This is a genomic window from Pseudomonas sp. SO81, assembly GCF_030374125.1.
Classification (GTDB): Bacteria; Pseudomonadota; Gammaproteobacteria; order Pseudomonadales; family Pseudomonadaceae; genus Aquipseudomonas.
Genome location: NZ_CP126126.1, coordinates 3,052,655 through 3,074,618 on the forward strand (window position 1 = coordinate 3,052,655; position 21,964 = coordinate 3,074,618).

Consider the following 21,964-nt stretch of genomic DNA (forward strand, 5'->3'; position numbering starts at 1 on the left):
CGTGCAATGCGCCTCGCGAACCTGCTGATGGAAGCAGGTAATTTCCCCTAGAACGTTTCGGTCTTTTACTGGCTGATGCTTCTATCTCTTCTGTTGAGCGCTTCTTCGGCTAAACGGCTATAGTCAAAATGGCTTTCTGCCAGCATGCTAGGCATGGTGGCGGAAAAACGTTGTCAAAAATTCGGCATCTGAGGCAATTCAATTCCGAAACGTTCTTTCCCCAGACCTCAAGGTTTAGGGGATTCTGCCGCCACTATACAAACGGGTTTCTCTATTTCCGCGACGGCATGCCTGGGTGGCAAGGCTGAGGCGGCTCTCCACTCTGTGCAGGTACAAAAACAATGAGCAGCATCTTCACTGGCAAGACCACCGCTCAGGTGGCTGCAATGACCACTGCCGAGATCGCGGCGCTGACCACCGAAGACATCGCCGGCATGAGCACGGCGCAGATGGTCGCCTTCACCACTGCACAGATTCGCGCCCTTACCACCGAAAGCATCGAGGCCCTCAGCACAGCCCAGCTGCGGGCCATGGAGACGGCTGATTTCGCCGCCCTGACCAGCGACCAGATTCCCGCGCTGGATGCCGGTCAGACCGCTGCTCTGACTACTGCACAAATTGTGGCCCTGACTACCGGTCAGGCCGCGGCGTTGAATGCCACCCAGGCCGCCGCGTTGACCACCGCTCAGCTGCAGAAACTGGAAACCGCTGATCTCGCCGCGCTCGGCACCGCGCAGATCGAGGCCCTCTCCAGCGCTCAGGTGCTAAGTCTGAGCAGTGTTCAATTGGCGGCGCTGCGTACCGATCAGGTCGCCGCCCTGGATACCGAAGACCTGGTCGCTCTGAGTGCGGCTTCCATCAAGTCGCTGACCTCAGCTCAGGTCGCTGCCCTGACCACCGGCCAGGTGGCCGCGCTCAGCACTCTGCAGATTGCCGCCCTGGATACCGATGTCGGCGCCATGACCAACGCGCAGATCGCCGCTCTGGGCTCCCATCAGGTGGCTGCGCTGAACTCCATTCAGGTCGGTGCGCTGACCCCGGCCAAGCTGGCCGCTCTCGAGGTCGCCGATGTCGCCTACCTGAGTACGGCGGTAGTTGCCGCACTGAAGACCAACCAGGTGGCGGGGCTGACCACCGCTCAGGTAGAGGCGCTGACCACCCTGCAGGTCAGTAAGTTGAGCGCCGCACAGATCGCCGCGTTGGGGACTGCGCAGATTCGCGCCCTCGAAGAGGTGGATCTGGCGGTCCTGTCGACTGCCGCAGTGATCGGTCTTACCACGGCCCAGGTGGCTGCCCTCACCACCGATCAGATTCAGGCCCTCACCACCGCGCAGATCCAGCGCCTCGAGACGGCGGATGTGCAGGCTTTGAGTGCTGCACAGATTGCTGCCTTGGAAAGCAACCAGATCGGTGCTCTGACTTCGACCCAGATCCCCGCTCTGACTACCGTACAGATCCAGGCCATCGAGGCCGCCGACTTCGCCGCATTGAGCACTGCCGCTATCGGCATGTTGACCACCGCCCAGGTGGCCAAGCTGACCACCGATCAGATCGAGGCCCTGACTACTGCCCAGGTCAAGGCGCTCAAGGCCGCCCAGTTGGCCGCGTTGACCACCGCTCAGGTGCAAGCGTTGGAAGAGGCGGATATCGCAGCGTTGGCGCCGACCAGCATCGCTGGCTTCAATACCGCCCAGATCGTCGCGCTGAGCACCGACCAGATAGCCGCGCTGACCACTGCCCAGGTCGCCGCGCTGGATAGCGCCGACGTCAAGGCGCTGACTGCCGGCCAGGTGGGTGCTCTGGATTCCGTCCAAGTGGGTGCCCTCACCAGTGCTCAGGTTTTGGTGCTGTCTACTGCGCAGATCGCTGCCATTGGTGATGACATAGTCGGCTTGGCCCCGGCCACCCTGGCCGCCATGGCTACAGCTCAGGTACGTGCGCTGAGCACCGATCAGATCGAGGCACTGACCTCCGCCCAGGCCGCCGCCCTGACCGCTACCCAGGTGGCTGCGCTTAGTACGGCCAGCATCGCCGCCATCGAGACCGCCGACTTTGTCGCGATCAATACCGCAGCCATCAAGGGGTTGACCACGGCCCAGGTTCAGGCGCTGACCGCGCCCCAGGTAGCGGCATTGACCTCTGCCCAGATCCGCGCCATGGATGCCGTCGACGTTGCCGCATTGAGCACGGCCAGCATTGCCGCGCTGAGCTCGGCGCAGATCGGCGCCCTGACCGCAGCGCAGATCGGAGTACTGACCACCGCGCAGATCCAGGCCATCGACGATGCCGATCTGGCTGCCCTGCCTCCGGCGACCATTGCCGGTCTTACGACCTCCCAGATTCGTGCCCTGACCAACGGTCAGCTGGTGGCCCTGACTACCGCGCAGGCGGCCGCCCTGACCGGGGCCCAGGTCGGTGCCATGACTACCGATCAGATTGCTGCTCTGGAGGTTGCCGACCTCGCCAAGCTTTCCACCACCGCCATCGTCGGCCTGACCACTGCGCAGGTGGTTGCCCTGACGGACGCCCAGCTGCAGGCCATGTCCACTGCTCAGATCGCCGCCATGGAGGCGGGTGACTTCAAGGCGCTCAGCGCCGCCGACATTACGCTGCTCAGCGCCGCCCAGATCGGAGCCGTGACCGCGATCCAAGTCGCCACCCTGAGTACTGCACAGATCCAGGCGATCGAGGTGGGTGACATCCCGAGCCTGTCCATCGCCACGCTCAAGGCGCTGAGCACTGCGCAGGCAGCAGCCCTTACCAGTGATCAGGTCGCCGCGCTGACCACCGCTCAGGTGGCCGCGCTGGAGCCGGCCGATTTCGCCGCCCTGGGTAGCGCCCAGCTGGTGGCCCTGAGCCCGGCCCAGGCGGCGGCCCTGACCTCCGCGCAGATCGCCGCCCTGCCGACCGCCAAGCTGGCGATCCTCGAGGTGGCCGATTTCGCGGCGCTGTCGACTCTGGCCATTCGTGGCCTGACCAGCGGCCAGGTATCGGCGTTGACCACGGATCAGATCGAAGCGCTGACCGTCGCTCAGGCCGGAGCCCTGACTACCGCCCAGGTGGCCGCGCTGAAGACCGCGCAGCTCAATGCCCTCGAAGCCAGCGACCTGGCGGCGCTTTCCACCGCCGCCATCGCCGCCTTGAGTAGCGCCCAGATCGCCAGCCTGGATGCGACTCAGGTGGACGACCTGACTATTGCCCAGATCAAGGCCATCGAGACGACCGACATCCGCGCCATGACTACCGATCAGATGGCTGCGCTGACCGCTCCCCAGGTCGACGCCCTGACCATCCCGCAGTTGGTAGCCATGACCACCGCGCAGATCAATGCGCTGTCGGCGCCGCTGAGCGCCGAGCAGCTGGTTGCCCGCGAAATCGGTGCGCTGACCACGGCCAATATTGCCGCTCTGACTACCGCTCAGATCGCGGCCTGGACCACCGCCCATGCCGCGGCACTGGTCTCCACCCAGGTGGCGGCCATGTCCACTGCGCAGATCCGCGCCTTCGAGACCGCCGACCTGCAGGCCCTGTCGGTCAGCGTGATCAAGGGGCTGACTACCGCGCAGGTCTCCAAGCTGACCAATGCCCAGGTGGCGGCGCTGACCACCGCGCAGATAGACGCCATCGAGACCGCTGACGTCATGGCGCTGACCACCGCGCAAATCGTGGCCCTGACCACCACCCAGGCAGCCGCCCTCGATTCCGCTCAAGTAGCCGTCCTGACCACCGCCCAGGTACGCGCTCTCGAGGTCGCCGACCTGGCCGCGCTCGACACTGCGGTCATCAGCAAGCTGAGTGTGTCGCAGATCGCCGTGCTCACTCCGGCGCAGGTCGCCGGGTTGACTACTGACCAGATCCAGGCGCTCACCGCGACCCAGGTCAAGGCGCTGAGCACTGCCCAGATGCAGGCACTGAGTTCCGCGCAGTTCGCCGCCCTGGGCTCGGCGCAGATCGCCGCGATGGAGACCGCCGACGTGGTGGCGCTGACTACCGCTCAGGTCGCTGCGCTGACCACCGCACAGGTCGCCGCGCTGAATACCGCTCAGGTCACCGCGCTGACCAGCAAGCAGGTCGCCGCCCTGACCAGCGATCAGGTCGACGTGCTCAATACCGCGCAGATCGTTGCCCTCGGCAGCGAAGACTTCAAGGCCATGACCACCGCGCAGATCGCGGTGCTCGACTCCGCGCAGATTCGTGCGCTGCAGACCGCCGATGTCGCTGCGCTGACAACCGCCCACTTCGCCATCATGAGCACCGCCCAGCTGGCGGCGCTGACCACGGCCCAGGTGCGCGCCATCGAAACCGCAGATATACGCCAGCTCAGCTCGGCGCAGATAGCCAGCCTGAGCTCCAGCCAGGTGGCGGCACTGACCACCGACCAGATTTCCAAGCTGCTCACCGCTCAGATCGCCGCGCTAGACACCCAGGACCTGGCGGCTCTCAACAGTGCCGCCATCGTCAGCCTTACCCAGGCCCAGGTGGCCGCGTTGACCACCGCCCAGGTGGCTGCGCTGACACCAACGCAGGTCGCCGCCCTGCAGACTGCCGACCTGGTGATGCTGGACAGCGCGCAAATCGCCGCGCTGACTACCGCCCAGGTGGTTGCCCTGACCACCACGCAAGTGGCGAGCATGACTCCGGAGCAGGTCGCTGCCCTGGCCACCGAAGATCTGGCCCGGCTCTCCATTCTGCAGATCAGGGCGCTAACGTCCAGCCAGGTCGCAGAGCTGACCACCGAACAGCTGGCCGCCCTCGGCACGGCCCAGGTGGCGGCGCTGGAGACGGCAGATTTGCATGCGCTCAGCGAGGACCAGATCACTGCACTGAGCAGTGCCCAGGTGGCCGCGCTCGGCACCGGCCAGATTATCGCGCTGACCACCGCCCAGGTGGCCGCGCTGGAGGCCGAGGACATCGCCGGCATGGGCCTGACCGCCTTCAAGTCACTGACCACCGCCCAGCTGCGTGCATTCGGTGAGGAGCAGATGGCGGCCCTGACTACCGCGCAGGCAGCCTCTCTGACTACCGCGCAGATTCGCGCTCTGACCGTAGGCCAGCTGGCCGCGATGGAAACCGCCGATCTGGCGGTGCTGGCCACCGCCAACATCTCCGCGCTGCTCAGCACCCAAGTCCAGGGACTGACCTCGGAGCAGATCGCCGCGTTGACCAGCGCCCAGCTGGCGGCACTCAATACTCAGCAGATCGGTCTGCTCAGCGCCGAGCAGATTGCCGCCATCGAGACCGCCGACCTGGCCCAACTGAGCTCTGCCTCGATCAAGGCCCTGAGCTCGGCCCAGGTGAGCGCGCTGAGCAGTGACCAGGTCGCCGCCCTGACCACGGCCCAGGTGGCCGCGCTGGATACCGTGGATGTCGCCGCTTTCAGCCAGGAACAGCTGCTGGCATTGAGCAGCGTGCAGCTGCGCGCGCTGACTACCGCCCAGGTGACGGCGCTCGGTACTGATCAGGTGGCCTCGCTCGGCACCGAGCAGATCGAGGCCCTGACCACGGCCCAGGTTCGTGTCCTGGAAACTGCCGACCTGCGTGCGCTCAGCGTCGAGCAGATCCAGGTACTGACTACGGCCCAGGTAGCTGCCTTGACGACCAGCCAGATCGCCGCTCTGACCAGCGATCAGGTGGCCGCTCTGGAGATCGACGATCTGATCGTACTGTCCACTGCCAGCATCAAGGCGCTGGGCAGCGACCAAGTCGCGGCTCTGACCACCGACCAGGTGGCTGCCCTCGGTACTGATCAGGTGGCGGCGCTGGACAGCCAGGATATCGCGGCGCTGGGTACCGCGCAGATCGTCGCCCTGACCAATGAGCAGATGGTAGCGTTCAGTTCCGGTCAGCTGGCTGCCCTTAGCAGCGTACAGATCGCCGCCATCGAGACCTCCGATCTGCAGCAACTGTCCACCGCGGTCATCCGCAATCTAACCACTGCCCAGATCCAGGCGCTGACCACCGACCAGGTGCAGGCACTGACCGGTACCCAGGTGACTGCGCTGAGCACTGCCCAGCTGGTTAACCTGACCACCGACCAGATCGTTGCTCTGGATGCCGAAGACCTGGCGCTGCTCAGCACCGTGCAGATTGTCGCGCTGACTTCGGCCCAGATTGGCGCGCTGACGGTCGAGCAGGTGGCCAGTCTCGGCTCCGATCAGCTGGGAGCGCTGGAGACCGCCGATATCCGTGCCCTGAGCACCGCGCAGATCGCCGCGCTGACCGAAGACCAGGTGGTTGCCCTGCGCTCCGCGCAGCTGGCCGCCCTGACCACCGACCAGATCCGTGCCTTGGAGGTCCAGGACCTGGCCGCGCTGACCAGCGCCGCCATCGCCGGCCTGAGCGTGGCTCAGACCCAGGCCCTGACCACCGCGCAGATCGCCGCACTGACCGAAAACCAAGTACCGGCACTGACCAGCGCCCAGATGGTGGCACTCAGCACCGAGCAGGTGGCCGCGTTCGAGCCTTCCGACCTGGCCGCGCTGGCGCCTTCGACCATCTCCGGCCTCAGCTCGGTGCAGATGGCTGCCCTGAGCACCGCGCAGATCGCTGCGCTGACCTCCGACCAGATCGCGGCACTGGATGCTTCCGACCTGAACGCCCTGACCACCGAGCAGATTGTCGCCCTGACCCAGACTCAGGTGCGCGGACTCACCTCTGCCCAGGTGGCGTCGCTGAGCACCGAGCAGCTGGCGGCCATGGAGACCGCCGACCTGTCCAAGCTGACCACTGTCAGCGTGTCTGCCCTTTCCTCGGCCCAGCTGGCCGCTCTGACCATCGACCAGGTGACGTCGTTGACCGTCGCCCAGATGGGCGCCCTGAGCTCGGTCAGCCTGGCCGGCCTGAGCACCACCCAGATCGCCGCGCTCTCGTCCGCGCAGGTGGCCGCCCTGAACGTGACCCAGGTGGCCGCGCTGAGTACTGCACAGATCGCTGCGCTGGATGCCGTGGACGTCGCCGCCCTGAGCAACACCCGTATCGCCGCGCTGACCACTGCCCAGGTGGCTGCCCTGACCCAAGGCCAGCTGGAAGCCCTGAGCACGGGACAGATCCGCGCGCTGGAAACCGAGGATGTCGCCGCCCTGACCACCGTCCAGGTCGCCAACCTGGATACCGCGCAGATCGCTGCGCTGACCACCGCCCAGGTGGCAGCGCTGACCAGCACCCAGATGCAGGTGCTGTCTGCCGAGCAGCTCGAGGCGCTCAGTGGCGCCCAGATGGCCGCGATCGAGACCGAGGATCTGGTGGCGCTCAGCACCGAGCAGATGCTCGCCCTGAGCACGGCGCAGATCGCCGCGCTGAAGACCGCGCAGATCGCCGCCCTGACCACAACCCAGGTAGCCGCGCTGGAAGCCGGTGACGTGGCCGGCCTGAGTGCCGCCCAGCTGGCTGCGCTGACCACCGCCCAGGCTGCCGCGCTGACCATCGACCAGGTCACCGCGCTGGGTACCGCCCAGGTTCGTGCCCTGGAGACTGCCGACCTCGCCGCCCTGGCGACCGACCGCATCGCCGCGCTGTCGACCGTCCAGCTGGAAGCTCTGACCACCGCGCAGATCGTCGCGCTGACCACGGCACAGGTCCGTGCGCTGAGCGCCGACCAGCTGTCTGGCCTGACCACCGCCCAGGTTCGTGCCTTAGCGACCGATGATCTGGCCGCCCTGAGCACCGATCAGGTCGCCGCACTGAGCCAGGACCAGATCGCCGCCCTAAGCAACGCCCAGGTGGTTGCACTGACCACTGCCCAGGTGGCGGCCATCGAAGTGGCCGACCTGGCCGGTTTCGGCACCGCCCAGCTGCAGGCCATGCAGACCGAGGACCTGGCCGCGCTGACCACTGCGCAGATCGCCGCTCTGAGCACTGCCCAACTGGCCGCGCTGAGCACCGCGCAGATCGTCGCGCTGACCACCGCCCAGGTCGCCGCCCTGACCAATGGCCAGGTACAGGCTCTGTCCAGCACTCAGGTTCGCGCCCTTGAGACCGTCGATCTGGCGGCTCTCACCACTGCCCAAGTGCAGGCACTGACCACCGCCCAGGTCGTTGCCCTGAGCACCGGCCAGGTCGCCAGCCTGACCCAGACCCAGATCGCCGCCCTGGAAAACAGCGACCTGCGTGCCCTTACTACCGCGCAGATCGTGGCTCTGACCACTGCACAGATCCAGGCACTGACCACCACCCAGATCACCCAACTGACCAGTGTCCAGATCGCGGCGCTGGAAACGGCCGATCTGGCTGCCCTCAGTCAGGAGCAGGTGTTCGCCCTGGCCGGCTCGCAGCCGACCGCGTTGACCACCGCGCAGATCGCCAGCCTGCCGACCTCGCAGATCGCCGCCTGGCAGACCGCCGACCTGGTCAACCTGACCACCGCCCAGATTGTCGCGCTGACCACTGCCCAGGTGCAGGCGCTGACCCTGGAGCAGGTCCCGGCCCTGACCACGTTGCAGATCCGTGCCCTGGAAACCGCAGACCTAGCCGCGCTGTCCGCCGAGCAGATCGTCAACCTGACCGCCGCCCAGGTGCAGGCGCTGACCACCGCGCAGATCCAGGCGCTGACTACCGCCCAGGTGGCGGCGCTGGAGAACGTCGACCTGGTTGCCCTCAGCACCGCACAGATCCGTGCCTTGGAAACCGCCGATCTGGCGGCCCTGACCGACGCGCAGATCGCCGCGCTGACCACTGCCCAGGTGGCCGCGCTGACCACTGCCCAGATCAGCAAGCTCACCGCCGGCCAGATCGCCGCGCTGGAGAGTGCCGACCTGCGTGCCCTGAGCACCGAACAGATCGTTGCCCTCACCTCGACGCAGATCCAGGCACTCGGCGCGGCGCAGATCGCCGTGCTGACCACAGCCCAGGTGCGTGCCATCGAGACCGCCGATGTGGCGGTCCTCAGCGCCGAGCAGATCGGCGCCCTGACTACGGCACAGGTGCAGGCGCTGACCACCGCCCAGCTGGTAGCACTGACCACCGCGCAGATCCAGGCGCTCGAACTCGCCGACCTGCAGGCGCTGACCACCGCGCAGGTCCAGGCGCTGGAGACCGCCGACCTGGCTGCCCTGCGCACCGATCAGATCGAGGCTCTGACCACCGCCCAGGTGGCGGCACTAACCAGTGCCCAGCTGATCGCCCTGACCACCGAGCAAGTGGCCGCGCTGCAGACGACCGACGTGGTCGCCCTCAGCCCGAGCCAGCTCGCCAAGCTGGAAACCGCCGATATCGCCGCTCTGCAACTGGCGCAGATCGCCGTGCTGACCACCGCCCAGGCGGCCGCCCTGACCACCGCGCAGATCGCCGCCCTGAGCAGCGATCAGCTGTCCGCTCTGAGCACCGCTGACCTGCACGCCCTGAGCACCGCGCAGATCCGCGCCATTGATGCCGCCGATCTGGTGGCCCTGAGCAGCAGCCAGCTAGTGGCGCTGAGCACCGCTCAGGCGGCCGCGCTGACCACCGCCCAGGTCGCCGCCCTGGCGCCGACCCAGGTGAGTGCGCTGGAGACCGCCGACCTGGCCGCCCTGGGCACCGCTCAGATAGTCGCCCTGAGCTCGGCCCAACTGGCGGCCCTGACCAGCGGCCAGCTGCAGGCGCTGACTCCGGCCCAGGTCAAGGCTATCGAGACCGCCGACCTGGCGGCCCTCAGCGGCGCCCAGCTGAACAAGCTGACCGTCGCCCAGGTGCAGGCGCTGACCTCGGCCCAGTTGGTGGCGCTGACCACCGCCCAGGTCGAGTCGCTGACTACCGCCCAGGTTGCTGCGCTGACCACCGGGCAGATCCAGGCGCTGGAGACCGCCGACGTGGCAGCCCTGACCGCTGCGCAGATCGTTGCCCTGACCAGCGCTCAGGCCGGCGCCCTGACCGCTGCCCAGGTGGCGGCCCTGACCGTCGACCAGATCGCCGTGCTGGAGACGGCCGACCTAGCCGCGATCGGTACCTTGATGATCCCGAGCCTGACCGTCGGCCAGATCGCCGCCCTGAGCAATGCCCAGGTCGCCGCGCTGACCACGGCGCAGATCGCCGCCATGGAAACCGCCGATCTGGCCGCGCTCAGCGCCGACCAGATCATCGCCCTGACCAGTGCCCAGGTCGCCGCGCTGAGCACCGCCCAGCTGTCCAAGCTGACCACTGTGCAGATCGAGGCTCTCGAGGTCGCCGATGTGCAGGCCATGAGCACCGTGCAGATCGCTGCCCTGACCAGCGCCCAGGTACGTGCCTTGACCCAGGCCCAGGTCGCCGGGCTGAGCACCGCCCAGGTGCGTGCCCTGGAAAATGCCGACCTGGCCGTGCTGACCAGTGACCAGTTGGCGGCACTGACCACCGCGCAGATTCAGGCCCTGAGCAGTGCGCAGCTAGTCGCGCTGACCACGGCCCAGATCTCCGCCCTGGAAACCGCCGACGTGGCAGCCCTGACCACTGCGCAGATCTCCGCCCTGGAAACCGCCGACCTGGCGGCCCTGACTGTCGAGCAGATCGCCGCGCTGAGCGGTGCCCAGCTGGCCAAGCTGAGCACCGCCCAGGTGGTCGCGCTGACCACGGCACAGGTCTCCGCCATCGAGACCGCCGACCTGGCCTCGTTGACCAATGCCCAGCTGCAGGCCCTGAGCACCGCCCAGGTCCATGCCCTGAGCGTCGAGCAGATCGCCGCCCTCGGCACCGCCCAGGTGGCGGCGCTGTCTACCGCCAGCATCCAGGCGCTCAGCACCGCCCAGGTGGTGGCCCTGACCAGCGCCCAGGTCGCTGCCCTGAGCACCGCCCAGGTCGCCGGCTTGAGTTCCGCCCAGGTGGCGGCTCTGCAGACCGGTGACCTGGCTGCCATGAGCACCGCGCAGATCCGCGCCCTGGAAACCACCGACCTGGTGGCGCTGAGCCAGCAGCAGGTGGCCGGGCTGACTTCTGCCCAGGTCGCCGCGCTGACCACCTCCCAGGTCGCCGCGCTGACCACCGTCCAGGTGGCGGCGCTGCAAAGTGGCGATCTGCAGGCCATGAGCACCGCGCAGATTGTGGCCCTGGGCACCGCCCAGGTGCGTGCCCTGACCGGCGAGCAGGTCGCCGCGCTGACCACCGCCCAAGTGCGCGCCCTGGAAACCGCCGATATCGCTGCCCTGAGCACCGAGCAGGTGGTGGCCCTGACGCCGACCCAGAGCGCCGCCCTGACCACCGGCCAGATTGTCGCCCTGACCACCGCCCAGGTGGTCGCCCTTGAGGTGGCCGACCTGGCTGCGCTCACCACTGCCCAGGTGCGTGCCCTGGAGACCGCCGATATCGCGGTACTCAGCGCCGACCAGGTGGTGGCTCTGACCACCGCTCAGGTGGCTGCGCTGAGCACCGCCCAGGTGGTGGCCCTGAGCACCGCCCAGATCGAGCTGCTCTCGGTTGCCCAGATCGTGGCCCTGACCACCGCTCAGGTAGCGGCGCTGCAGACCGCCGATATCGCCGTGTTCAGCGACGTGCAACTGGCCGCGCTGACCACGGTCCAGGCCGCCGCGCTGACCGGTGCGCAGATCGCCGCGCTCAGCCCCGACCAGGTCGCCGCTCTGCAGGCCGTTGACTTCGCCTCGTTGTCGACCGCTGCAATCGTCGGCCTGACCACCGCCCAGGTGGCAAACCTGACCCCGGCGCAGATCGCTGCCCTGACCAGCACTCAGATCGCCGCCATGGAAGTGGCCGACCTAGCCGCCATGACGGCGGAGCAACTGGCCGAACTCAGCACCGCTCAGGCCGCCGCGCTGTCCAGCGCCCAGTTGGCCGCCCTCAGCCCCGAGCAACTGGCGGCGCTGGATCCGGATGCGATGACCGCAGCGGAAATCGCCTTCGTCGAGTCGCTGACCACCGCCAATGTGCCGGGTCTGACCACCGAGCAGGTTGCTGCCTGGACCACCCGGCAGATCCGCATCATGGAGACCGAGGACCTGGCGGCACTGACCAGCGTCCAGGTGCAGGCGCTGACCACCGAGCAGGTACAGGCGCTGACCACGCTGCAGATCCAGGCGCTGACCACTGCGCAGGTCGCGGCGCTGGAGAGCCAGGACTTCGCCGCCCTTAGCAATGCCCAGCTTGTGGCGCTGACCACCGCCCAGGCGGCGGCGCTGACTAATGCCCAGCTACAGGCTCTGACAACGGCTCAGATTCGGGCGATCGAGGTAGCCGATCTGGCTGCCATGAGCCCGGGTCGTATTGCCGCGCTCACCAGCGATCAGATCGCTGCCCTGAGTGGCGCACAGATCCAGGGTCTGACCACCGCTCAGGCGGCTGCGCTAACCGTGGATCAGATAGCCGCGCTGACCACGGCGCAGATCCGCTCCATGGAAACCGCCGACCTGGCCGCGCTGAGCGCCGATCAGATTGCGGCCATCGAGACCGAGGACCTGCAGGCCCTGACCAACGAGCAGATCACCGCGCTGACCAGCGTACAGATCGCCGCCCTGACCGATGCCCAGGTCGTGGCTCTGAGCACCGCGCAGATCAAGGCGTTGAGCACCGAGGACGTGGCTGCCCTGACGGTGAACCAGCTCGACGCTCTGAGCAGTGCTCAGGTGCAGGCGCTGACCACCGCGCAAATCGTCGCGCTGACGCCGGCGCAGTTCGCCAACGGCTTCTCCGCGGCGCAGATCAGCAAACTCACCACCACCCAGATCGAGGCTCTGGCCACTGCAGATATCGCGGCCCTGACCGAAGAGCAGGTGGCGGCTCTGACCACGCTGCAGACCGGTGCATTGAGCACCACCCAGTTCGCCAGCCTGTCGGCCTCGCAGGTGGCCGCTCTGAGCACTGCCAGCATCCAGGCGCTGAGTGCTGCCCAGCTGGTGGCGCTGACTACCGCCCAGGTGCAGGCACTGGTGTTCGAGCAGCTGGCGGCGCTGACCACCGACCAGATCGTGCTGATGGAGACCGCGGACATCGCCGCGCTGACCGCCGACCAGGTGCAGCTGCTGTCCAGTGCCCAGGTCGCCGCGCTGACCGCGACTCAGGTGATCAACCTGACCACCGCGCAGATTGCTGCCCTGGAACCGCAGGATCTGGCCGCGCTGTCCACCACCGTGATCCCGCAGCTTACCTCTGCCCAGGTGCAGGCCCTGACCCAGGATCAGATCGGTGCCCTGACCACCGCCCAGGTGCGTGCCTTGGAAACCGCCGACCTGGCCCTGCTCAGCAGTGCCCAGTTGGCCGGCCTGCAGCTGAATCAGATGGCGGCGCTGACCACCGCGCAGATCGTCGCCCTGACGACTGCCCAGGTGCGGGCGCTGAGCAACGACCAGATCCAGGCCCTGAGCCCGGCTCAGGTGGCTGCACTGGAGACCGCCGACATTCAGGCCCTGACCACCGCCCAGGTGGCCGGTATGGAGGCGCAGGACGTCGCCGCCCTGACCAGCGCCCAGCTGGTGGCCCTGACCAGCGACCAGGTGAAGGTGCTGACCGCCGAGCAGATCCAGGCCATGACCAAGACCCAGCTGTCGCAGCTGGAGACTGCCGATCTGGCCCTGCTCAACACCGTGCAGATCCGCGCCATCGAGACGGCCGACATCAGCGGCCTGACCACCGCGCAGATCGTCGCCCTGACCACCGAGCAGGTGGCGGCGCTGACCACTGCCCAGGTCCAGGCGCTGACAACCACCCAGTTCCAGGCCCTGGAAACCGCGGACCTGGCGGCGCTGACCACTGCGCAGATCCGTGCCATGGAGACCCGCGACCTGGCCGTGCTGAGTACCGCACAGATCGCGGCGCTGACCAGCGATCAGGTGCAGGCGCTGACTACCGCGCAGATCGTCGCGCTGACCACCGACCAGGTTCCTGCTCTGGATGCCGCCGACTTCGCCCTGCTCAGCACGGCGCAGATCCAGGCCCTGCAGACCCGCGACGTGGCGGTACTGACCAGTGCGCAGATCGTGGCCCTGACCACCGAGCAGGCCGAGGCGCTGACCTCGGCCCAGCTGGCGGCTCTGACCACGGCGCAGCTGACCCGCATCGAGACCGCCGACCTGGTGGCCATCACTACGGCTACCCTGCAAGGCCTGAGTGCCGAGCAGGCGGCCGCGCTGACCACTGCCCAGGTCGCCGCGCTCACCACCGATCAGCTGGTCTCCGTCAAGACCACTGACCTGGCGGCGCTGACCACCGCGCAGATCGTCGCCCTCGGCAGCGACCAGGTCGCCGCGCTGACCACCGCCCAGGTGCAGGCGCTGACTACCGCCCAGGTGGCCGCGCTGGAAGTGGCCGACTTCGCCGAGTTGACCACCGAGCAGATCGCCGCGCTGGAAACCGCCGACGTGGCCGCGCTGACCACCGCGCAGATCGTGGCGCTGACCAATGCCCAGGCCGGTGCGCTCGGTTCCGCCCAGTTGGCCGCGCTGAGCACTGCTCAGCTGGTGCAGATGCAGGTCGGCGACCTGGCTTCGCTGTCCACCCTGGCGATCGTCGGTCTGACTACCGCTCAGGCGGCGGCGCTGACCAGCGACCAGATCCAGGCGCTGACCACCGATCAGCTGCAGGCCATGGAGACCCGCGATATCGCGGCGCTGACCACGGCGCAGATCCGCAACCTGACCAGCGACCAGTTCCAGGCGCTGACCACGGCGCAGATCAAGGGCCTGACTAGCGCTCAGGTCGAGGCACTGGAAACCGCTGACCTGGCTGCCCTGAGCACCGACCAGATCCGTGCCATCGACGCCACCGACCTGGCGCTGCTGAGCACCGCCCAGTTGGTGGAGCTGACCGTTACCCAGGTCGGCGCGCTGACCACCGACCAGGTGGTCAAGCTGACCACTGCCCAGGTGCAGGCACTGACCACCGATCAGCTGCAGGCGCTGACCACCGAGCAGGTGGCGGCCATGCAGGGGGCCGACGTGGCGGTGCTGACCACCGACCAGATCGTCGCCCTGACCGTGGCCCAGGTGCAGGCGCTGACCACGGCGCAGATCGTCGCCCTGACCAGCGACCAGTTCGCGGCCATGGAGGTCGGTGATCTGGCTTCGCTGAGCAATGCTCAGGTCCAGGCCATCCAGGGTACCGATCTGGCGGCGCTGAGCACCGCGCAGATCCAGGCCCTGACCGTCGGCCAGGTGCAGGCGCTGACCACCTCGCAGATCGTCTCGCTGACTACTGCCCAGGCCGAGGCGCTGACCCTGGCCCAGGTGGCGGCGCTGACCACGGCGCAGATCCAGGCCATGCAGATCTCCGACCTGGCGGCGCTGACCACCGCGCAGATCGAGGCCCTGACCACGGCGCAGATCCAGGCGCTGACCGCGTCGCAGGTCTACGGTCTGACCACCGCCCAGGTGGCCGCGCTGGAGACTGCGGATCTGGCGGCGCTGACCACTGCGCAGATCCAGGCGATGCAGAACTCCGACCTGTCGGCGCTGACCACCGATCAGATCCCGGCGCTGACCACCGCGCAGATCCAGGCGCTGACCACGTCGCAGATCAAGGCGCTGACCACCGATCAGATCGCCGCGATGACCAGCGACCAGATCGGCGCCCTGGAAACCGCCGATGTGGTGGCGCTGACCTCGGCGCAGATCGGTGCCATCGAGGCCGGTGATTTCGCCCAGTTCAACACCGCGCAACTGGCGGCCATCGACGTGGCGGACATCGCCGCGCTGACCACCGACCAGCTGACGGGGCTGAGCATGACCCAGGCGGACGCCTTCACCTCGTCGCAGCTGGCGGCCATGAGTACCGACCAACTGGCGGTGCTGACCACCTCGCCGCTGATCCTCGATCTGAACGGAGACGGTGTGCAGACCCTGCACTGGGCGGCCAACACCAACTTCGACATCGATGCCGATGGTGATCTGGACATTACCGGCTGGGTCAGCGAGGGCGATGGCCTGCTGGCGCTGGATCGCAACGCCGATGGCACCATCAACGACGGCAGCGAGCTGTTCGGTACGGCTACCACCCTGAGCGATGGCAGCAAAGCCAGTGACGGCTTCGCCGCCCTGGCCGAGCTGGACAGCAACCACGACGGCCGCATCGACGCCAACGACGATGCCTTCTCCTCGCTGCGGGTGTGGATGGATGCCAACAAGGATGGCGTGAGCCAGGGCGGCGAGCTGTACAGCCTGTCGAGCCTGGGTATCGCCAGCATCAGCCTCGAGGCGCAGCAGGCCAGCGAACTGAACAACGGCAACTGGATCGGCCTGCACGGCAGCTACCAGACCGTCGACGGCGAGGTGCACAGCATCGTCGACGCCTGGTTCCGCAGTGGCGAGGCCGGACAGGCCATCGACCTGACCCAGCTCGACTACCAGTCGATCAGCCTGCACAGCCTGAGCCGTATCGACCTGGGCGCCGACGCCGGCCACGCCAGCACGCTGAAGCTGGATGCGGAAAGCGTCAGCCACTTCGGCCAGGTCGGCCTGGTGGATACCACTGGTCTGGGTGCCTCGCAGCCGGTGCAGCTGGTAGTCAGCGGCGATGCCAACGACAGCGTGCAGATCGCCGGTTCCGCCGAGCAGTGGCAGGCCGCGGGCAGCGTACAGGTCGACGGCACCAGCTATGACGTGTACAACGACGGCGATATCCAGCTGCTGGTTGCCAGCAACGTGCACACCAGCTTCTACTCCTGAGTAGCTGCTGGAGCATGCCCCACGGTGACGCCCTAGGCGCCACCGTGGGGTTGCTGTGCCACCCATTCCGATAAGGCGTCTGCATGTCCGCCAACCCTCTCGAAAGCTCCAATCTCGACGTTGCCCTACTGACCGCGTTGCAGTTCGCCGAAAAGGCCGCGCTGGAACCGATGCAGCTGATCGCCGTGGCCGAGCGTCTCGGTCAGGCCCGGCGGCCTGCCGACGTGGTGCGCCTGTACCAGACCTGGCTGGGCCACTGCACCTCCAGTGCCGACTACATCGTGCAGTTCAACCTGGGCGTGACCCTGTCACAGCTGGAACAGTTGCCGGCGGCCGAGCAGGCCTATCGTGCGGCGATCCAGCGCAAGCCGGACTTCACTCAGGCCTGGTTCAACCTGGGTGCGGTGATCGAGCGCCAAGGGCGACCGGAGAATGCGCTGACCATCTGGCAGTCGATGCTCGACCATCCACTGGTGGGACCGGAACTCAATCACGAGCTGTACGTCATGGTGCTCAACGCCATGGGCCGGCTGATGGAGGAGATTCGCCAGCTGCAGCCGGCGGAGCAGAAGCTGCTGGCCAGCCTGCAGGCCGATCCGAACCAGCCCAAGGTGATCCAGCACTGGGTGCACCTGCGCCAGAAGCAGTGCGAGTGGCCGGTGCTGACGCCGCTCGACGGCCTGTCCTGCGGTGACCTGCTCAAGGCCACCTCGCCGCTGGCCATGCTTTCGGCCAGCGACGATCCGGGCCTGCAGCTGGCCACCGCCATGCATTTCGTCGCCGAGCGGATCAACCAGCGGGTGCCTGAGCTGGCGCCGGCCGGCGGCTATGCCCACGGCCGCACGCGTATCGCCTTCCTGTCCTCGGACTTCTGTCTGCATGCGGTGTCGCTGCTGACGGTGGAGCTGTTCGAGCTGCTCGACCGCGAGCGCTTCGAGGTCTACGGCTTCTGCTGGAGCCGCGAGGACGGCTCGGCGCTGCGCGCGCGAGTCCGGGCGGCGATGGACCACTTCATCCCCATCGGCGGCCTGGACGATGCCGGCGCGGCCCAGCTGATCCGCCAGCACGAGATCGACATTCTGGTCGACCTGCAGGGGCTCACTTCGGGCGCCCGGGCCAACATCCTGGCCTATCGCCCGGCGCCGCTGCAGCTCACCTACCTGGGCTTCCCGGGGCCGACCGGGCTGCCCTGCGTCGACTACGTGATCGCCGACCGCTACCTGATCCCGGAAGACGAGAAGCCCTTCTACAGCGAGAAGCCGCTGTACCTGCCGGTGTTCCAGTGCAGCGACCGTCAGCGCCCGGTGGCGCCGCTGCCCAGCCGCGCCGAGTGCGGCCTGCCGGACGACCGCTTCGTGTTCTGCTGCTTCAACAACAACTACAAGTTCAACGAGGAGATGTTCTCCTGCTGGATGCGTATCCTCGCCGCCGTGCCGGACAGCCTGTTCTGGCTGCTGGCCGACAACCAGTGGTCGCAGGCCAACCTGATCGCCTGCGCCGAGCGCCACGGTGTGGCCGCCGAGCGCCTGGTATTCGCCCCGCGCGTGGCGCCGGAGCTGTACCTGGCGCGCTACACCACGGCGGACCTGTTCCTCGATGCCTATCCGTTCAACGGCGGCACCACGGCCAACGACGCGCTGTGGATGGGCCTGCCGGTGCTGACCCGCTCCGGCCGCACCTTCGCCTCGCGCATGGCCGGCAGCCTGCTCACCGCCCTCGAGTTGCCTGAGCTGATCACCGACAACCTGGCCGACTACGAGCGCCGCGCCATCGAGCTGGCCCGTGACCCCGAGCAGCTGCGTGGCCTGCGCCAGCGCCTGCAGCAAGGCCGCGAGAGCTCGCTGCTGTTCGACATGCCGCGCTTCGTGCGCAGCTTCGAAGAGGCGCTGCTGGGCGCCAAGGAAGCGCGCTCGTGAGCGGCAATCCCTCTTCGGTGCTCTACGCCTGCCTGACCCACGTGCCGCTGGAAGTGGACTATCCGGACTACGTCACGCCCATCTACATGGGCGAGGCCCAGGGGCTGGGGCGTCTAAACCTGCGCGACCTGGCGCCGGAGTGGGAGCCCCATCACCCGGTGCTCGGCTCGATCGCCGGCGCCTTCGCCCTGAAGAATCTGCTGCTGCAGCGGCCCGGCGTGACCCACGTGGGCATCTGCCAGTACCGCAAGTTCATGACCCGCGAGCGCATTGGCGTGCAGGCCGACAACTACCAGGTGATGGATGTGCTCTCGACCGAGCAGATCGACCGCCAGGTGCTCAGCGAGCAGATGCTGCCGCAGGCTTCCGACTATCTGATCGGCAAGCCGGGCCAGTTCACCCTCAACGGGGTCAACCACGGCTATCTGTACCAGTACAAGGACGTGCACCACATCGAGGACCTGCTGCGCTTCACCGCCGTGGCGGTGGAGCTCGGCGTGCTGGATCGCCAGGAAGTGATTCCCTTCTTCGACGAGAAGATCTTCTTCCCCGGCGGCATCGAGCTGGGCGTGCTGCCGGCGGACTTCTGGCTGCCGCACATCTCTGCCGTCGAGGCGGTGGTGCGGCGCTGCGTGGAGCTGCACCCGACCCAGCGGCCGGATGTGCAGGCGCGGGTCTGGGCGTTCTGCGCCGAGCGCCTGGGCAGCTATTACCTGCTGCGCCAGCTGCGCCGCCTGCCGAGCAGCAACGGTGACTGGCTGAGCCGTCACACCGGCCAGCTCAACCTGCTGGTGAAGAGCGGCGAGCGCAGCTACGTGCCGGGCGTCTGAGCCCGCAGCCTGGCTAGAACAGCGCTTCCACCTGCTGCAGCACGCCGCGGTGCATCAGGCCACTGCGGGCGTGCAGGGTGACCAGGCTCTGCAGCATCAGCAGCTTGCTGTTGAGCAGGTCGCGGCGCGCCATGAACAGGGTCTGCTGGGCATTGAGGATATCCACGGTGGAGCGCACGCCGGCCTGGTAACCCTTCTCGGCGGACTCCAGCGCGCGCTGGTTGGAGTGCACCGCGGTCTGCAGGGCCTTGCACTTGGCATAGCCGCTGACCACGCCCAGGTAGTTGCGCTCGATGTCCTCGGACAGCTGACGGGCCTCGTCGTCCAGCTGGGCCTGGGCGCTGGACAGGGCGAACTGCGACTTGCGCGACGAGGCATTGACCCCGCCGCCGGCATACAGCGGCACATCCAACGACAGGCCCAGGTAGGAGCTCGACTGGCGGCGGAAATCGTCGGCCAGGTCGTCGCGATCGGTGTGGTTCAGCTCGCCGACCAGCGACAGGCTGGGGTAGTGCCCGGCCCGTTGTGCGCGCAGCTCGGCCTCGGCCACCGCCACCGAGTCGCGCCGCGCGTCCAGGCGGGGCGCGGCCAAATGGGCCTGTTGCTGCCAGAAGGCCAGATCCTCCTCGACCCGCAGCGGTGCCGCCCCCGGCAGCTCCTCGCGCATCGCTGCGATTCGCTCGACCGGCGTGCCGGTGCGCCCGCCGAGGGCGTGCAGGGCCGCCTGCAGGCGCGCGCTGGCCTCGATCTCCTGGGCCTTGACCAGGTCCAGGCGGGCCTGGGCCTCCTCGGTATCGGTGATGGTGCCGTCGCCAACCTCATAGAGGCGGCGGGTCTGCTTGACCAGGCCCTCGATCGCGAGCTTCTGCTGCTGGCTCAGGCTCAGCTCGTTCTCCTGCCGGGCCACCTCGAAGTAGGCCTCGACCACCCGCGGGAACAGCTCCTGGAAGGCGTCGTCGTAGATCGACTCACCCAGCCGGCCACGAGCCTTGGCCTGGGTGTAGTAGGCGGCCCGAGCGCGGTCGTAGAGGATCTGCCGGGCGCTCAGGCTGAGACCGCTGCTGGTGAAGCGCGGGTCCTCGCTGTTGCCGTCGAGGTCGCGGCCGCTGAGTTGGCGGGTGCTGCCGTAGCGGCCGCTGGCGCCCAGCTGCGGCAGCAGCGGCGCCAGGCCGATGGCCTCTTCCTGCTGGCTGGCCTGGAAGTCGGCGGTGGCGACCTGGAAGGTGGGGTCGTTGTACAGCGCGTTGTCGTAGGCATCCAGCAGCGACAGCGGCGGCGCTTCCTGGGCCAGGGCCGGCAGGCTCAGCAGAGTGCACAGGGCGAGGGCCAGGCGCATGCTCATTCTTCCTTCAGTGCGCCGCGGATGCGTTTTTCCAGCGGGCTGAGCAGGTAGTTGAGGAAGGTGCGCTCACCGGTCTGCACCAGCACCTCGGTCTGCATGCCGGGCTTCACCTCCAGGCCATGGGCCAGCAGTTTGGCCACGGCCTCGGGGCCTACTTCGACCTCGACAGCGAAGTAGGGCAGGCCGGTCTGCTCGTCCAGCAGCTGGTCACCGGACACGGTCAGTACCTTGCCTTCGACCACCGGCAGGGTGGCGCTGGTCAGCGACGAGAAGCGCAGGTTGACCGGCAGTCCGATTTTCAGGCGGTCGGCCACCACGGGCTCGAACTTGGCCTTGACGATCCAGGCCGAGCCGAGCGGGACTATGTCCATCAGCGGCTGCGCGGCGGGAATCACGCCGCCTTCGGTATGCACCGACAGGCCGATCACCTGGCCGGCCACCGGCGCGCGGATGGCGGCGTTGTTCACCTCGAACTCCAGGGCCTTGATCCGCTCGCCCAGGCTGGAGGCCTCGGCGGCGACGCTGGCCAGCTGCGATTCGGCCTCGATGCGGAAACTCTGCTGCAGCTGCAGCGCCTGCAGCTTGCTCTCGGCGATGCTCTGCCGGGTCTTGCCGATATCGGCGACGCCCGACGTCAGCTGGGCGCTGAGCTGCGCCGAATTGCGCTCGGCCTCGAACAGGCGGTTGCGCGGCACATAGCCTTCCGCCGCCAGCTGGCGTAGGCCGTCCAGCTCCTGGCGCTGGTAGTCGAGCTGGGTGTCCAGGTGGTTCTTGATCTGTTCGTAGGCGCGCAGCTGCTCCTGCAGCGAGGCGGCCTGGTTGCCGAGGATCTGCTGGCGGCTGGTCAGCTCGGCCCGACGGGTCTCGAACAGCGTGCCCTGCAGCTCCATGTTGCGCTTGGCGCGCGGGTCGTCGGCACGGGCCAGCAGGTCATCCGGCCAGACGATGCTTTCCAGGCCATGGCGCTCGGCGCTCAGCCGCGCCTCGCTGGCGCGGGCGGAGAACCACTGGCCGAGGGCGACTTCCAGCTGGGACTGTGCCTGCACCGTGTTGAGCTGGACCAGCAACTGGCCGGCCTGGACCCGGTCGCCTTCGCGCACCAGGATATCCTCCACTGCGCCACCGGCGAGGGCCTGTACGGTCTTACGCTCGCCGGCCACGACCACCGTGCCGTTGCCGGCGACGCCCTGGGCCAGGGGGGCCAAGGCGGCCCAGATGAGGAAGCCGCCGAGACCGATGGCGATGATCCACATGCCGAGCCTGGCGGTCTTGGTGGCGTCGCGGATGTCGGCCGGTAGCGGCGGTTTGGGTGGGGCAGCGGACATG

At 67.8% G+C, this 21,964-nt stretch carries 5 protein-coding genes; 3 read left to right on the forward strand and 2 right to left on the reverse strand.

The window, feature by feature from the left end:
- Positions 1-341: 341 nt before the first annotated feature.
- The 3 genes from OH686_RS14265 to OH686_RS14275 all read left to right on the forward strand — a co-directional run bounded on the left by OH686_RS14265 (position 342) and on the right by OH686_RS14275 (position 19,296).
- Complete coding sequence (locus tag OH686_RS14265; RefSeq protein ID WP_289533433.1) at positions 342-16,550, forward strand: beta strand repeat-containing protein; 16,209 nt, start codon at positions 342-344, stop codon at positions 16,548-16,550.
- 83 nt (positions 16,551-16,633) lie between these two features.
- Positions 16,634-18,466, forward strand: coding sequence for an O-linked N-acetylglucosamine transferase, SPINDLY family protein (locus tag OH686_RS14270; RefSeq protein ID WP_289533434.1), 1,833 nt, complete (start codon positions 16,634-16,636; stop codon positions 18,464-18,466).
- Entirely contained in the window at positions 18,463-19,296 is an 834-nt protein-coding gene (locus OH686_RS14275; protein ID WP_289533435.1) for a hypothetical protein, read from the forward strand. The genes OH686_RS14270 and OH686_RS14275 overlap by 4 nt, the downstream gene beginning before the upstream one ends.
- A gap of 13 nt (positions 19,297-19,309) precedes the next feature.
- Here the strand turns inward: OH686_RS14275 and OH686_RS14280 are convergent, their stop codons facing one another.
- Positions 19,310-20,632, reverse strand: coding sequence for a TolC family outer membrane protein (locus tag OH686_RS14280; protein ID WP_289533437.1), 1,323 nt, complete (start codon positions 20,630-20,632; stop codon positions 19,310-19,312).
- Between the two features lie 2 nt (positions 20,633-20,634).
- Positions 20,635-21,963, reverse strand: coding sequence for an HlyD family type I secretion periplasmic adaptor subunit (locus tag OH686_RS14285; RefSeq protein ID WP_289533439.1), 1,329 nt, complete (start codon positions 21,961-21,963; stop codon positions 20,635-20,637).
- Position 21,964: the final 1 nt, after the last annotated feature.